This window comes from Kitasatospora sp. NPDC057542 (assembly GCF_042801945.1).
Lineage (GTDB): Bacteria > Actinomycetota > Actinomycetes > Streptomycetales > Streptomycetaceae > Kitasatospora.
Genome location: NZ_JBHVFE010000008.1, coordinates 21,002 through 34,817, shown reverse-complemented (window position 1 = coordinate 34,817; position 13,816 = coordinate 21,002). Strand labels below are relative to the sequence as shown.

Below are 13,816 nucleotides of genomic sequence, written 5' to 3'. Positions count from 1 at the left end.
CGAGCTGCGGGGCGATCCGGGAGGCGCGATCAGCTCCAGGTGGTCGAGGTCGTCCAGGTCGAGGATCTGGAAGTAGATCCGCTCGCTGCCGGCCGCCGCGTACCGGCCGATCTTCTCGACCACCTCGTCCGGGGTGCCGGCCAGGCCGTTCTCCTTCAGCTCGTCCACCTCGCGGCCGATCGCGGCGGCGCGACGGGCCACCTCGGCGTCGTCGCGGCCGACACAGGCCACCAGGGCGTTGGAGTAGACCAGGTCGTCGGCCGAGCGCCCGGCCTGCTCGACGGCGGCGCGCACCCGGCCGAACTGGGCGGTGGTGTCGTCCACCGAGGCGAACGGCAGGTTGAACTCGTCGGCGAAGCGGGCCGCCAGGGCCGGGGTGCGCTGGGGGCCGAGGCCGCCGACCAGCACCGGGACGTGCTCCTGGGCGGGCTTGGGCAGCGCGGGCGAGTCGGTCAGCGTGTAGTACTCGCCGGCGAAGTCGAAGGTGTCGCCGAGCTTGGTGTTCCACAGCCCGGTGATGATCGCCAGCTGCTCCTCCAGCCGCCCGAACTTATCCTTCGGGAAGGGGATGCCGTACGCGGTGTGCTCGGCCTCGTACCAGCCGGCACCGAGGCCGAACTCGACCCGGCCGCCGCTCATCGCGTCCACCTGGGCGACCTGGATCGCGGTGACGCCCGGCAGCCGGAAGGTCGCGGCGGTCATCAGGGTGCCCAGGCGGATGGTGCTGGTGTCGCGGGCGAGGCCGGCCAGGGTGATCCAGGCGTCGGTGGGCCCGGGCAGGCCGTCGACGTCGCCCATCTTCAGGTAGTGGTCAGAACGGAAGAAGGCGCTGAAGGCACCGAGTTCCTCGGCGGTGCGGGCGACCGCGAGGAGGGTCTCGTAGCTCGCGCCCTGCTGGGGTTCGGTGAAGATGCGAAGATCCATGCCGGCCATTCTGGTACGGACCACCCGGCGGTCGACGCAGCGAATCCGCCGGGCCACGGAACGTCCGCAGGGCGGGCGGGCCGGCCCGGGCAGGGGTGGCCAAGGTCTCAGCACCGAACCGTCACGGGCGCCCGTTCCCGCCCGGGGCTCGCCTACCGTGGACGGATGTCCGCCACCTCCGACGATTCCTTCCGGCGCTCCCCCGACGAGCCGGGCGGCTGCCCGCTACCCGCCATCGTGACCGCCTTCACGCCCCGGCTGGCCGAGTTCGCCTTCGAGCCCGGCTTCGTGGCGGCGGTCGACCAGCACACGGCGATGCTGCGGGAGCTGCTGTACGCGCAGGGGCCGGAACTCGCGCCCCGGCCCGTGGACCGTGAGGAGTTGTCGGACTACGCGCTGGGCTTCCTGGACGCGCTCGCCGAGATCGGCTGGCGGGAGCCGGTCGGCTACGACTACGCCGTGACTCGCCTCACCGCGATCTGCTGGCTGGTGCGCGAGCAGGGCCTGCTGGAGGTCTGAGCCCCGGCAGGCCCCCCGGGCTACCGGTTCCGGTCCCGCTTCCGGTGTCCGGGATCGCCCCCTCGGGTGAACCGTCCAGCCGTCCGCGCGCGTACAGTGACGGTCCGGGGGGACGGGCCACGGAACGGGACGGACGGGACGGTGCGGCAGTGAACGGTACGACGGCGGAGCGCGCGGTGGGCCACCGGGCGCTGCACTGGCACGTCCGGCCGGAAGCGGCGCGGGCCGCCGTCCTGGTGCTGCACGGCGGCGAGGAGCACAACCTCGCCCGGCCAGGGCGCCTCAACCTCCCGCTGCTGCGGATGCACGGCTTCCTGCGCGGGCTCACCAGGGCGACCGCGGACGCCGGCATCGCCGTCGGGACCGTCCGCTACCGCCACCGCGGCTGGAACGGCGAGCGGGCGGACGCCGCACTGGACGCGACCGCCGCGCTCGACGAACTGGCCGCGCTGCTCGGACCGGTGCCGACCGTACTGGTCGGCCACTCGATGGGCGGACGCGCCGCACTCCAGGCCGGCGGGCACCCGTCCGTCACCGGCCTGATCGCCCTCGCACCGTGGTGCCCGGCCGAGGACCCGTGCGCACAGCTCGCCGGACGGGACGTACTGATGCTGCACGGCGACCGCGACACCGTCACCCCGCCCGCCGACACCCACGCCTTCGCCGCCCGCAGCCGCGCCGCGGGCGCCCGGGTCTGCGGCTACACCGTCACCGGCAGCGGCCACGCCATGCTCCAGCGCATCCCCGACTGGCACCGCGCCACCACCCGCCTCACCACCGCCCTGCTCGGCCTGCGCCCCCTCCCGGCCGAAACCGCCACCGCCCTCGCCCTCCCGGCGGCCTCCCGCGAGGCCCTCACCCTCGCCCTCCCGCCCCAGCCCCGCCGGGCACCGGCCCTCCCGGCGAACCTCTGACGCAGCGCGCGGCGGCCGGGGGACGGTGCAGGTAGGCGGCCGCCTCACAGCCGACGCACCGAACGCCACGTCACCACCGCGCCGGTCGTGCCCGCCAGCAGCAGACAGGCGCAGGTCACGGCCGTCAGGGAAGCCGCGGTCGGGCTAGACCGTGCTCCAGAGGGCGGCGGCGAAGACCGCCGTCACCCAGGTCCACAGGACGGAGAGGCCGAGGTGCGCGAGGGTGCGCAGGCGGTCGCCGCGCCACAGCCGGGGCGAGAAGTAGGCGAATTCGAAGAGCCAGCGCAGGCCCCAGAAGAGGGTCTGGCCCGCCAGCAGGGCGGTGCCCAGCCGGCCGCCGGCGAGCAGGTCGGGGGCCAGGCAGAGCGGGAGCAGGCCGAGCAGGGCGCAGGCGAGGCCGATGAAGAAGAGGTGGGCGTAGGAGACCTGACGGGTCAGCAGCGTGGTGCCGGACAGGTCCGCGGGCCAGCCGATGGCGCGGGGCAGCACCGCGTGGACCAGGCCTGCGGTCACGAGGGCGGCGCCGACCAGGCGCAGCTGGGCTTCCAGGGTGATCAGTCCGGTCATGACGTGGGCTTCCGGAAGGCGAAGGCGGTGACCAGGCCGGCGATCCGGCGTTCGGCGGCCGGGTGCAGTCCGGCCTCGGCGGCGTGCCGGAGCCAGGTGTCGCGGGGCAGGAAGTGCCAGGCGCCGGGGCCGTAGACGACGGTGTTGGCGGCGTCCCGCAGGTGCTCGACCAGCAGCAGGGTGCCGCCGGGGCGCAGGGTGCGGGCGGCCTCGGTGAACAGGGCGGTGCGGTCGGCGGGCCGGCGCAGCTCGTGGGCGGCGAACACGGCGAACACGGTGTCCAGGACGCCCGTTGCGGCGGGCAGGGCGCCCGGGCGGGCCGGGATGCCGCCGGGGGCGGGCGGGGCGTGACGGCGGGCGCGGCGGATCGAGCCGCCCGCGGTCAGCGCCGGGTCGTACAGATCGGCGACCCGCCCGCGGGCTTCGGGGTGGCGGGCGGCGAGCGGACGGCTGGCCTCGTCCAGGCCGGTGCTGATCACCAGGTGGTCGCCCGGGCCTTCGGGCAGCAGGGCGGGCAGCCAGTCGTAGCGGTGGAGTGCGGAGCGGTCGTAGACGCACCAGGTGGCGAGGGTGCTGACGGCGAGGTAACCGGCGGCGGTGGCGGCGGCCGTACGGGCGAGCGCGGCGGCGGGGCCGGGCAGCCGGCGGGCCAGCGCCCGGCCGGCGGCGACGGTGAGCGCACCGGCGGCGTACATCGGCCAGTTGTAGCGGACGACTTCGCGCACGCCGGACGGGCGGGGGCCGTCGAGCCGGGCAGCGGCCGGGCGCAGGACGGCCGGGCAGACGGCCGCCGGGCGGGGCCCGGCCGCGGTGGGGGCGGTCATCGGACGGCTCCGGTGAGGTCGCGGCGCTCTCCGGCGTGCCAGCCGTAGTCGAGGCCGGCGACGTGGAAGGCGTTGGCGAGCACCGGCCGGCTGCCGGCCAGCGGGCCGTGGTCGAAGAAGGTGAGCCGGGGCACCTCGACGGCCACCGGAGCCGGGTCCCAGTGGGCGCGGGTGGCCTTGACCACGATCATCGAGCGGGTCTGCGGCTCGTACTCGAAGGTGTAGGGCAGCGGGCCGGCGAAGCGACGCGCGGCCCGGGCGTCCGCGAACGGGCTGCCCGGCGGGAGGGCGGCGGGGGCGCTGCCGAGGTCGGCGCGCACGTGCAGGTCGGCGCGGCCGTCGCCGCTGAGCACCTTGAACTCCAGGGTGTCCCCGAGCACCCGGGTGCCGATCCGGGCGTGCCGGTAGTGGTAGCGGGAGAAGGCGTTGCCGCCGACCGCCATCATCCGGCTGTCGGTGTCCGAGCGCAGGATGCGCAGGCCCCGCATGGTGCGGCCGCCGGGGGTCGGGAAGCGGGTGAAGACCCGGTAGCCGGTGAGGATGAAGTCCCGGCCGAGGCCGGCGGGCAGCGCGGCCGGGCGCAGCGCCCGGGTGTCCACGACGGCGGCGGCGACGAAGCCGTGCTCGGTGCCGTCGGGGTCGGTGTAGGTGTCGAGGGCGAGGCCGGGCGGCACCAGCGGGGTGAGCCGGCTCGGCGGCAGGGCGTAGGTGAGGACGAGCGAGTGCACGAAGTGGGTGCGCATCGCGAAGGGGTGGCGTTGCAACAGGTGTCGCACGGTCGACTCCGTGGTCTGGTACGGGGATTCGGAGCGTGACGGGGCAGCACGGGAGCACCCTCCGCCGCAGGCCGCGGCGGGGTGTTCTCGCGCGTCCTCATCATGGCGCACGACTTTGAACGCGTTCAACTCGGGGTGGGAGGGGTACGCGAACGGCCGGTGCCCACGCCGCGTGAACGCCCGGTTCCCGCGCCGCGGCAGCGCTGTCGGCCGACCTCCGGACGGGGTGCCCGGTTGCCGGACCGGACACCCGGCGGGCAGCGGTCCCCGGGGGGCTCCTGTGCCCGAACGAACCACCCCGGACTGCTTCTCGCTCCCCCCACACGGGTGGTTTCTCCCTCCACACCGGCCTCGGAGACGGTCGGTGGACGGATGATCCGTCCCGGGGCCGTACTGGGCGGCCCGGGAAGGACGGTTCGGAACGATGAGCACGACGCGGCGGTCGCTGCTGGGCGCGACGCTGGCCGCCCCGCTACTGGGGTGGCTCACCGGGACGGCGGCCGGCGCCGGTGACGGCGGTACCGACCGCGCCGGAAGATTGGGCACGCTCTCCGACGGCTGGGTGGAAGTGCGCTGGACCCCGGAGGCACAGGCCCAACTGGACCGCCACCACGCGATGGTGGACGTCGTCGCCCCGGCGCGCATGGTGCTGAACGACCGGGGCCCGGCGGTGCGCCTGCCGATCCGATCGGCCCAGGGTGACCCGTCCCTCGCGAACCCGCCGAAGGCGCACGGCGACGGGGCGCTGGACGGCGGAGTCTCCGTCCGCACCCCCCAGGGGATCTACCAGGTGGTGAACCTGGCCGGCGCGATCGAGGACGGCCTGGGCTCCGGCCGCTGCGAGGTCGGCGGGGCGGAGATGGGGCAACGCTCGGCCTTCCAGTGCGGCCTGGCGGAGGGGAAGCTGACGGCCCAGCCGGTACCCGCGGGGCAGCCGATGAAGGTCCGGCTCAGCGGGGTGCCGCTGCGCCCCACCCAGGAGGCGGTGGACGCGTACACCGCGAACTTCGGCGCGCACCCGGTCACCGTGGACACCGTACTGGGGTACGTCACGGCCGAGGGGACGTACACCCCTCCCCCGGCCGTGTAGGAGCAGGAGCGGCAGCAGCCGGCCGGTCGTCGCGGGGCTGCCGGGACTGGGCGGGCACGCCGGCGCCGAAGCGACGTTCGCGGGCCGCGTAGGCCCGGACCGCCCCGCGCAGCCGGGCCAGGTCGTAGTCGGGCCACGGCGTGGGGTCGAACAGCAGCTCGGCGTAGGCGAGCTGCCAGGGCAGGAAGTTGCTGATCCGCTGCTCCCCGGAGGTGCGGATCAGCAGGTCGACGTCCGGGAGGTCCGGGACGTAAAGGTGCCGGGCGAGGTCGGCCGGGCCGATCGCCTCCGGACGGATCCCGCCGGCCACCGCCTCGGCGGCCAGGCTCCTGGCCGCGGCGGCCAGTTCCTCCCGTCCGCCGTAGTCCACGCAGACCGTCAGGCTCAGCGTGCCGTTGTTGGACGTCAGGCTCTCCACCAGCGCGATCGAGGACGCCAGCGACTCGTCCACCCGGTCCCGCCGGCCGCACCAGCGGATCCGCACGCCGAGCGCGTGCAGGCCCTCCGCGCTGCGGGTGAGGCCGTCGGCCAGCGAGTCGAACAGCGCGGTCAGTTCCTCGGGCGGGCGGTCCCAGTTCTCGGTGGAGAACGCGTACAGGCTCAGGTGCCGGATGCCCAGCCGCAGCGCCGCGTTGACCAGGCGCAGTGCGGCCCGCTGCCCGGCCTGGTGGCCCTGCTGGGCGGGCAGCCGCCGGGCCTCGGCCCAGCGGCGGTTGCCGTCCATGATCACGGCGACGTGGGCGGGCGCGCCCTCCGAGGACACCGGGTGGTCGCGGCGGTGGGGCGTGATGCCGTCGGAGCTCAGCGGCGTGAGGCCCTCGGTCAGGACGCGTGAGCGCACCAGGGCCACTTCGTCGTACTGGAGCTGGGCGCCGAGCAGCAGGGTGTGCAGGAACGGGCGGCAGCCGGGGGCGGCGAGCCAGGTGGCGGGCAGGGCCTGCTCCAACAGCCGGTGCATCTGTGCCTGTTGGCGCTCGACCAGCCCGTCCAGGGCCGCCCGGTGGTCGCGTCGGCGGGCGTGCCGGCCGAGGTCGCCGACGGTCAGGCCGAGCCGGCGCAGGTCCTCCTGCGGCAGGTAGCAGCGGCCGGCCGCGAGGTCGAGCGGGAGGTCCTCCAGGATGTCGGCCAGCTGGCAGGCCTCCCCCAGTGCGGACAGCGCGCCGACCGCCTGCGGGCCCTGCGCCCCCAGCAGTGGGGCCCACAGTTCGGTGATCGTCCCCGCGACGCCCCGCAGGTGGCGGCGCAGGTCCGCGTGGGTCTCGACAGCCGGCGGGCGGGCGCCGTCGGCCAGGGTGGCGTCCAGGAACTCCTCGATCAGGGCCGGGTCCAGCTCCCAGCGCCGCACGGTGTCCACGAGGGCCCGGCGCAGCGGGTGCTCGCTGTGGCCGGCCGCCAGTTCGGCCAGGGTGTCGGCCCGCCAGCGGGCGAACCGGCGCCCCCGCTCGGCGGGGCCGGCAACGGTGTGGGCCTCACCGTCGCCTTCGTGGGCGTCGGCGTCGGCGTCGTCGGCGATCCGGTCGGACCGGGAGGCGAAGCCGTTGACGGCGTGGAAGTACGGCCGCACCTCGGGCGGCAGCATGTCGCTGATCGCCCGCAGCGGGGCCAGTCGGCGGGCCACCTCCTGCTCGCAGACCCGGTACGACTCCTCCAGCTCCGACGAACCGCCCACCGCCGCCGCCCCGTTCCCCGCCATGCCCGTTCCCCGCCCTCCGCCGACACCGTGCGCCGTCTGGTCAACGAGGCGCGGGCGGATCGGTGGCGATCCGGGCGGACGCCGACGGGGCCGGATCACCTCGGCCCAGGTCCGGCCCTCGGCGCAGATGCACCCGGCGGATCGAGGAGCTGCGCCACCGCATCCTCCCTGGGGGGCTCACCGTCCCGGACCTCGCGGCCCCTGCCCACGTCAGCGAACGGCAGTCGGTCCGACCGCCGTCACGGCAACCGTACGGTGAACACCGTGCGGCCGGGCCGGCTCTTCACCGCCACCGTGCCGCCGTGCGCCCGGACCACGGCCCGGACGATGGCCAGGCCGAGCCCGGTCGAGCCGGTGGCGCGGGAACGGGCCCGGTCACCCCGGACGAAGCGCTCGAAGACCCGGTCGACCAGCTCGGGCGCGATCCCCGGGCCGTCGTCCGTGACGCTCAGCTCGACCTGCCCGCCCACCCGTTCGAGGCGCAGGAGGACCTCGGCTCCGGGCAGGGTGTGGGTCCGGGCGTTGGCCAGCAGATTGGCCACCACCTGGCTCAGCCGGTGCTCGTCCCCGCGGACCGGCACCGGGTCCTCGGGCAGGGCGAGCCGCCAGTGGTGCTCCGGCCCGGCGGCGCGGGCGTCGGCCACCGCGTCGAGGGCGATCCGGGTCAGGTCCACCTCCTCCGCGGCCAGCGGGCGGCCGGCGTCCAGCCGGGCGAGCAGCAGCAGGTCCTCGACGATCGCCCCCATCCGCACCGCCTCGGCGTCGATCCGCTCCAGTGAGTGCCTGACCTCCGCCGGCACCGGCCCGGGGTGGCGCAGCGCCAGTTCGGCGTGGCCGCGGACCGCCGCGACCGGGGTGCGCAGCTCGTGGCTGGCGTCGGCGGCGAAGGCGCGCAGCCGTTCCTCCACCGCGTGGCGGCGGGCGAGGGCGTCGCCGACGTGCCCGAGCATCCGGTTGAGCGCGGTGCCGACCCGGCCGACCTCGGTGCGCGGGTCGTCGTCCGGCACGCGTTCGGCGAGCATCACCTCGCCGCTGGCGAGCGGCAGGGCGCTGACCCGCTCGGCCATGCCCACCACGCGCCGCAGCGGGCGCAGCGAGAAGCCGACCCAGGCGGCCCCGGCCGCGCCCGCCGCGGTGGCGGCGATCGCGAAGACGGTGAGCTCCAGGGTCGCCAGCCGCTCGACGGTGTCCTCGGCCTGGCGCAGCGGCAGACCGCTGACCAGCACGTCGCCGTCCCGCCCGGCCGCCGCGCGGACCCGGTACTGGCCCAGGGCCCGGCCGAGGTCGAGGCTATGGGCCGGGCCGTTGACGGGCAGGGCCGCCAGCGCGTGCTGCTGCTCGGGGGTGAAGGTGACCCGGTCATCGTCGTCGCCGGGTTCGTCCGCGTCGTCGGCGTCCCCGTCGACCACGCCCGCGGCGGTGACCCGGCCTGCCAGCAGCCGCACCCCGAGGGTGCCGGGGGTCTGGGCCCGGGTGTCGGGGCCGGCGCCCCGGCCGGTGTGCTCCAGGCTCGCGGCGTAGCGGCCGCCGGACTCGACGAGCTGCTGGTCCAGACGGTCGACCAGGAAGTGGCGCAGCGCGGCGGTGGTGGCGAAACCGACGGCGGCGCAGGTGGCGACGAGCAGCACCAGCAGGCCGGCGGTCAGCCGGGCTCGCAGGGTGCGGGGCACCAGCCGGGCGGCGCGCTGCCTCGCGCTGCGGAGCCGGCCGCCCCGCGTCACGTCGCGGCCTTGATCAGGTACCCCGCGCCGCGCACCGTGTGGATCATCGGGCTGCGGCCCGCGTCCACCTTCTTGCGCAGGTAACTGATGTACAGCTCCACGATGTGCGCCTGCCCGCCGAAGTCGTACGACCAGACCGCCTCCAGGATCTGCGCCTTGCTGAGCACCTGCCGGGGGTGGCGCATCAGGTGGGCGAGCAGCGCGTACTCGGTCGGGCTGAGCTCGACCGCCTCCCCGCCCCGGGTGACCTCGTGGGCCCGGTCGTCCAGTACGAGGTCGCCGAGCACCAGCGCGTGCGGGGGCGGCTGCCCCGTCCCGGCGGGCGGGGCGGCCCGGCGCAGCAGGCCGTGCAGCCGGACCACCACCTCGGCCAGGCTGAACGGCTTGGTCACGTAGTCGTCACCGCCGGCCGCGATGCCGGCGATCCGTTCCTCGACGGCGTCCCGGGCGGTGAGGAAGAGCACCCGCACCTCGGGCTGCTCGGCGTGGATGCGGCGCAGCACCTCCAGGCCGTCGAGGTCGGGCAGCATCACGTCGAGCACCACGGCGTGCGGCCGCCAGGCCTCGGCGGCCTCGACGGCGGCCAGGCCGGTGGTCGCGCCGCGCGCCTGCCAGCCCTCGTACCGGACGGCCCCGCAGACCACCTCGACCAGGTCCGGTTCGTCGTCGACGACCAGGACACGCCAGTCCGGGCGGTCGGCGGTCTCGTCCATGGGGCTCCCTCGGGCTTGTGCTTCGCATTGTTCATCCTGGCGCGCCCGGATGAGAAACCGGTGAGACCCCAGAGGATGGTTCGTAGACCATTGCACCATTGCTGACCTGCGTGAACGACCTCGCAGAGGGTGCCGTGAACCGGTCGGTTCAGAGCGGTCTCAGAGCTTGCGGTGCGATCGTTGGCGACCTCGGCGGCACTCGCCGCCGGGCGCTGAGGAGGTTCCCGATGACCACTGCTGCCGCACGGACGTCGCGGCCCGGACCGGCGTCCGACCGGTCCCGGCACCGGGCGGCGCCGCGTCCGCCGTTCGCCCTCGACCCGCGCGCGGCGCTCGGCCTGATCGCCGCGGGCGCGCTCGGCGTGCTCGCGCTCTGGTGGAAGGGCACGCCGGCGGTGGTCGGCGCGGCCGGCTGGCTGAGCGGCGCCGGCCGGATCACCGGACTGCTGGCCGGCTACGCCGCGCCGGTGCTGCTCCTGCTGATGGCCCGGCTACCGCCGGTGGAGCGTGGGGTGGGCGCGGACCGGCTGGCCCGCTGGCACGCCTTCGGCGGGCGCTGGATGGTGGCCATGGTCTCGGTGCACGTGCTGACGATCGTCTGGGGCTACGCGCTGACCGACGACCGCGGTCTGGTCGGCGAGGGCGTGGAGGTCGTGTTCCACTACCCCGAGATGATCAAGGCCACCCTGGGCACCCTGCTGCTGCTCGGCACCGGCGCGGTCTCCGCCCGGATCGCGCGCCGCCGCCTCGCCTACGAGACCTGGTACTACCTGCACCTGGCGACCTACCTCGCGGTGGCGCTGGCCTTCTCCCACCAGCCGGCCACCGGCGCCGACCTGGGCGGCGGCCCCGGCCAGGCCGCCTGGTACGCCCTCTACTTCGGCACGGCGGCGCTGCTGGGCTGGTTCCGGCTGCTGCGGCCGTGGCTGCTCGACCGGCGGCACCGCCTGGAGGTCGCCGAGGTGCGGCCGGAGGGCCCCGGCGTGGTGTCGCTCTTCCTGAGCGGGCGGCGGCTGGACGAACTCGGCGCCGAGCCGGGCCAGTTCTTCCGGCTCCAGTTCCAGGCGCCCGGGCTGCGCTGGGCCGCCAACCCGTACTCGCTGTCCGCACCGCCGCACCCGCACTTCCTGCGCTTCACGGTCAAGGACCTCGGCGGGCACAGCGCCGCGGTGGCCGCCCTGCGCCCGGGGACCCGGGTGCGCGCCGAGGGCCCGTACGGGGCGTTCACCGGGCGGCGGCTGCGGCAGCGCCGGGTGCTGCTGCTCGGCGCCGGGGTGGGGATCACCCCGCTGCGCGCCCTGTTCGAGACCCTGCCGGGCGAGCTGACGCTGGTCCAGCGGGCCCGCCGACCGCAGGACGTGCTGTTCCGGGCGGAGCTGGCCGCGATCGCCCGGCGACGCGGCGCGGCAGTGCACGAGCTGCTCGGCTCGCGCGAAGAGGTCGGCGACCTCGGGGCCGCGCTGGCCCGGCTGGCCCCGGACCTCGCCCGGCACGAGGTCTACCTGTGCGGCCCGGAGGCGATGGCCGAGGAGGCCGTCCGCGCGCTGCGGGCGGCAGGGGTGCGGCCGGGGCACATCCACCACGAGAGCTTTTCCTTCTGAGCCCTTCCGATTCCACGTCCCCGAGGAGCGTCGATCCCATGCGCCGAGCCGTCGTCACCAGCGCCGCCACCGCGGCCGGGGTGGTGCTGCTGCTGTCCCTCAAACCGCACCAGGCGACCGGACCGGCTCCGGTGATCGGCTCGGGGTCGGACAGCGGATCCGGCCCCGCCGCCGGTCCCGCCGCCGGTCCCGGTTCCGGTTCCGGAACCGACGTCTCCGGAACGTCGAACACCCCCGCGCCCTCCGCCTCCGCCCCCGCCCCGGGCGCCACCCGGAAGGTCAGCGGCAACACCGTCAACACCCGCTACGGTCCGGTGCAGGTGCAGGTCACCCTCGCGGGCAACCGGATCACCGCCGTCGACGTGGTCAAGTACCCGAACTCCGAACGGCGCGACCGCGAGATCAACAGCTCCGCGCTGCCGGTCCTCAACCAGGAGGCGATAGCCGCGCAGAGCGCCCGGATCGACATGGTCAGCGGCGCGACGTACACCAGCGACGGCTACGTCCGCTCCCTGCAGAGCGCCCTCGACCGGGCCAAGGGCTGAGGTGCCCGTGCTGCGCCACGCCGAGCCCGTGATGGGCACCGTCTTCTCCATCGCCGTGCGCGACCCCGGCCCCGGCACCCCGGCCGTGCTGGAGCGGATCACCGAGCGGCTGCACCGGATCGACGCGGTGTTCTCGACCTACCGGCCGGACAGCGACATCAGCCGCCTCGACCGGGGCGAACTCGCCCCGGACGACTGCGATCCGGAGGTCCTCGCCGTCCTGGCCGCCTGCCGCGAGGTGGCCGCCGAGACCGACGGGTACTTCACCGAGCGGCCAGGCGGCCGCCTCGACCCCAGCGGCTGGGTCAAGGGCTGGGCGGTCGAGCAGGCGGCCGCCCTGCTGCGTTCCTCCGGAGCCCGGCAGTACTGCGTCAGCGGCGGCGGGGACGTGCAGACCGCCGGCGGGCCGTGGCGGATCGGCGTCGCCGACCCCCGGCAGCCGGGGCTGCTGGCCGCCGTCCTGGCCGGCCACGACCTGGCCGTGGCCACCTCGGGCACCGCCGAGCGCGGCGCGCACATCCTCGACCCTCACACCGGCCGCCCGGCCGGCGGGCTGGCCTCGCTCACCCTGGTCGGCTCCCCGGGCACCGGCATCGCCCGCACCGACGCCTGGGCCACCGCCGCCTTCGCCATGGGCCCGGACCGCGCCCTCGCCTGGGCCGCCCGCCGGCCCGGCATCGAGGCCCTGGCCGTGCTGCCGGACGGTTCGAAGCGCTGGACCCCGGGCCTGCCGGAGCACCTCCCGGCGAGCGGTCCGGCGGACTGGCGGGCCGCCGTCGGCTGACGGGGCGGTCCCGAACGGACGCCCGCTCCTCGCAACGCCCGTTCCCCGCGAAACAGTGCCCGCGGAACGGTACCCGCTCCTCGCGGAACGACCGTTCCCGGGAACGCCCGTTCCGGTCTACACCCGTTGCCGCTGCGCCGCCCGCCAGGCCTCCCAGGCCACCAGCGGCGCGAGGTACGACCAGCGCCGCGAGCCGTCCGGGCAGGTGCCGCCCTCGACCAGTTCGGAGACCGCACGCCGGGAGAACGGCACCCAGACGGCCATGTCGTGCTCGAAAGTGCTGTGGCAGGCCTCGCGACGGCGGTCGATCTCGGCCGCGTCGAGCCGGGACCGGACGGTGGCCACCAGCGTGTAGCAGGAGGCCGGCTCGCTCCAGCCCAGCCAGGTGATCACGGTCGGCCCGACGTCGTCCGGCAGCAGCCCCAGCTCCTCCTCCAGCGCCCGCCGGACCAGCCCGTAGAAGTCCTCGGCGGCGCCCGGCTCGTCACGGTACTTCATGGTCTCGTTGATCCCGACCGTCCACTGCGCCGGGAAGGTGTTGACCGCCAGCGAGCGGCGGAGCAGCAACAGCCGGCCCTGCCGGTCCCGTACCGCGACGCAGGCACTGACCATCGTGGGCGGCGCGACGGCCACGAAGCTCGTCAGGCCCTCGTCCAGCGCCTCGCGCAGCAGCCGGGCCGCCTCCGGGTCCTCCCGGCCCAGCCGGGTGGTGGCCATGCACTCCGCGTAGTCACTCTCGGCGATGTCCACCTCGCAGACCCGCGCGCCGCCGTGCTCGCCGTGGTCGACCGTCAGCCGCGAGACGTACGCCGTCCGGCCCGCCGCACCGGCCGCCCGCTGGCGTGCCACCTCGTCGGCCCATCCGACCGCGTCCAGCACGTGCGCGCGCTCCACCCGTCCGCGGTGCGCCGTCACCAGCGTGTTCGGTGTCAGCGGCCTGGCCGCCGACCAGGTGATCAGCGGCGCCAGCCCGTCCGCCCGCACGTCGTGCGCCCGGGCCGCCGTCGTCAGGCTCGCCCGCCGGACCCGCGGCACCGGCACCCGGGAACCGAGCCGCGAGCCGCCGTACTTGGCGAAGTCGTACAGCACATTGGTCAGCACGCCGAGCAGCAGCGCCCCGCCGATCCCCAGCAGCCACTCCATCC

At 75.7% G+C, this 13,816-nt stretch carries 13 protein-coding genes and 1 pseudogene; 6 read left to right on the top strand and 8 right to left on the bottom strand.

Going from position 1 to position 13,816, the window contains the following annotated elements; all coding sequences use genetic code 11:
• Positions 1 to 24: 24 nt before the first annotated feature.
• Positions 25 to 924: pseudogene (locus ACFU7Y_RS02365) on the bottom strand (LLM class F420-dependent oxidoreductase); the annotation flags it as partial.
• A 165-nt stretch (positions 925 to 1,089) separates the two neighbouring features.
• Here ACFU7Y_RS02365 and ACFU7Y_RS02360 point away from each other — a divergent pair.
• Together ACFU7Y_RS02360 and ACFU7Y_RS02355 are read left to right on the top strand one after the other, a co-directional pair.
• Positions 1,090 to 1,443 (top strand): DUF6401 family natural product biosynthesis protein, encoded by a 354-nt coding sequence (locus tag ACFU7Y_RS02360; protein ID WP_224284881.1) that lies wholly within the window; start codon positions 1,090 to 1,092, stop codon positions 1,441 to 1,443.
• Between the two features lie 149 nt (positions 1,444 to 1,592).
• Entirely contained in the window at positions 1,593 to 2,357 is a 765-nt protein-coding gene (locus ACFU7Y_RS02355; protein WP_380766140.1) for an alpha/beta hydrolase, read from the top strand.
• A 144-nt stretch (positions 2,358 to 2,501) separates the two neighbouring features.
• On the opposite strand, the gene ACFU7Y_RS02350 is transcribed toward ACFU7Y_RS02355, so the two are convergent.
• Genes ACFU7Y_RS02350 through ACFU7Y_RS02340 form a run of 3 tightly spaced genes read right to left on the bottom strand, consistent with a single transcriptional unit; the run spans position 2,502 to position 4,524 of the window.
• Positions 2,502 to 2,924: a hypothetical protein gene (locus ACFU7Y_RS02350; protein ID WP_224284883.1), complete on the bottom strand. Its 423-nt coding sequence runs from the start codon at positions 2,922 to 2,924 to the stop codon at positions 2,502 to 2,504.
• Positions 2,921 to 3,748 (bottom strand): class I SAM-dependent methyltransferase, encoded by an 828-nt coding sequence (locus tag ACFU7Y_RS02345; RefSeq protein WP_380766137.1) that lies wholly within the window; start codon positions 3,746 to 3,748, stop codon positions 2,921 to 2,923. Before ACFU7Y_RS02345 ends, ACFU7Y_RS02350 begins: the two co-directional genes overlap by 4 nt.
• Positions 3,745 to 4,524 carry a DUF2071 domain-containing protein gene (locus ACFU7Y_RS02340; RefSeq protein WP_224283843.1) on the bottom strand — a complete coding sequence of 260 codons (780 nt, stop codon included), beginning with the start codon at positions 4,522 to 4,524 and terminating at the stop codon, positions 3,745 to 3,747. The genes ACFU7Y_RS02345 and ACFU7Y_RS02340 overlap by 4 nt, the downstream gene beginning before the upstream one ends.
• 424 nt (positions 4,525 to 4,948) lie before the next feature.
• Here ACFU7Y_RS02340 and ACFU7Y_RS02335 point away from each other — a divergent pair, with 424 nt between their 5' ends.
• A complete protein-coding gene (locus ACFU7Y_RS02335; protein ID WP_224283842.1) occupies positions 4,949 to 5,614 on the top strand; it encodes a hypothetical protein in 666 nt (221 codons plus the stop codon).
• Here the strand turns inward: ACFU7Y_RS02335 and uppS are convergent.
• From uppS to ACFU7Y_RS02320, 3 genes are all read right to left on the bottom strand, one after another.
• Positions 5,574 to 7,307 (bottom strand): polyprenyl diphosphate synthase, encoded by a 1,734-nt coding sequence (uppS, locus tag ACFU7Y_RS02330; protein ID WP_380766135.1) that lies wholly within the window; start codon positions 7,305 to 7,307, stop codon positions 5,574 to 5,576. The two genes, ACFU7Y_RS02335 and uppS, sit on opposite strands and share 41 nt — an antisense overlap.
• Positions 7,308 to 7,546: 239 nt before the next feature.
• Positions 7,547 to 9,028 (bottom strand): sensor histidine kinase, encoded by a 1,482-nt coding sequence (locus tag ACFU7Y_RS02325; RefSeq protein WP_380766133.1) that lies wholly within the window; start codon positions 9,026 to 9,028, stop codon positions 7,547 to 7,549.
• Positions 9,025 to 9,741: a response regulator transcription factor gene (locus tag ACFU7Y_RS02320; protein ID WP_224283839.1), complete on the bottom strand. Its 717-nt coding sequence runs from the start codon at positions 9,739 to 9,741 to the stop codon at positions 9,025 to 9,027. Before ACFU7Y_RS02320 ends, ACFU7Y_RS02325 begins: the two co-directional genes overlap by 4 nt.
• Before the next feature lie 227 nt (positions 9,742 to 9,968).
• On the opposite strand from ACFU7Y_RS02320, the gene ACFU7Y_RS02315 reads away from it, so the two are divergent.
• From ACFU7Y_RS02315 to ACFU7Y_RS02305, 3 genes are read left to right on the top strand one after another with little or no spacing between them, the layout of a single operon-like run.
• Positions 9,969 to 11,342, top strand: coding sequence for a ferric reductase-like transmembrane domain-containing protein (locus ACFU7Y_RS02315; protein WP_380766130.1), 1,374 nt, complete (start codon positions 9,969 to 9,971; stop codon positions 11,340 to 11,342).
• A gap of 38 nt (positions 11,343 to 11,380) precedes the next feature.
• Positions 11,381 to 11,887, top strand: a complete 507-nt coding sequence (locus ACFU7Y_RS02310) for an FMN-binding protein (protein ID WP_380766128.1) — start codon at positions 11,381 to 11,383, stop codon at positions 11,885 to 11,887.
• A 31-nt stretch (positions 11,888 to 11,918) separates the two neighbouring features.
• A complete protein-coding gene (locus ACFU7Y_RS02305) occupies positions 11,919 to 12,671 on the top strand; it encodes an FAD:protein FMN transferase (RefSeq protein ID WP_380766164.1) in 753 nt (250 codons plus the stop codon).
• 117 nt (positions 12,672 to 12,788) lie between these two features.
• Here ACFU7Y_RS02305 and ACFU7Y_RS02300 read toward each other — a convergent pair whose 3' ends face one another.
• On the bottom strand, positions 12,789 to 13,814 hold the full coding sequence (locus ACFU7Y_RS02300) for an NUDIX domain-containing protein (protein ID WP_380766127.1): 1,026 nt from the start codon (positions 13,812 to 13,814) through the stop codon (positions 12,789 to 12,791).
• Positions 13,815 to 13,816 lie beyond the last annotated feature (2 nt).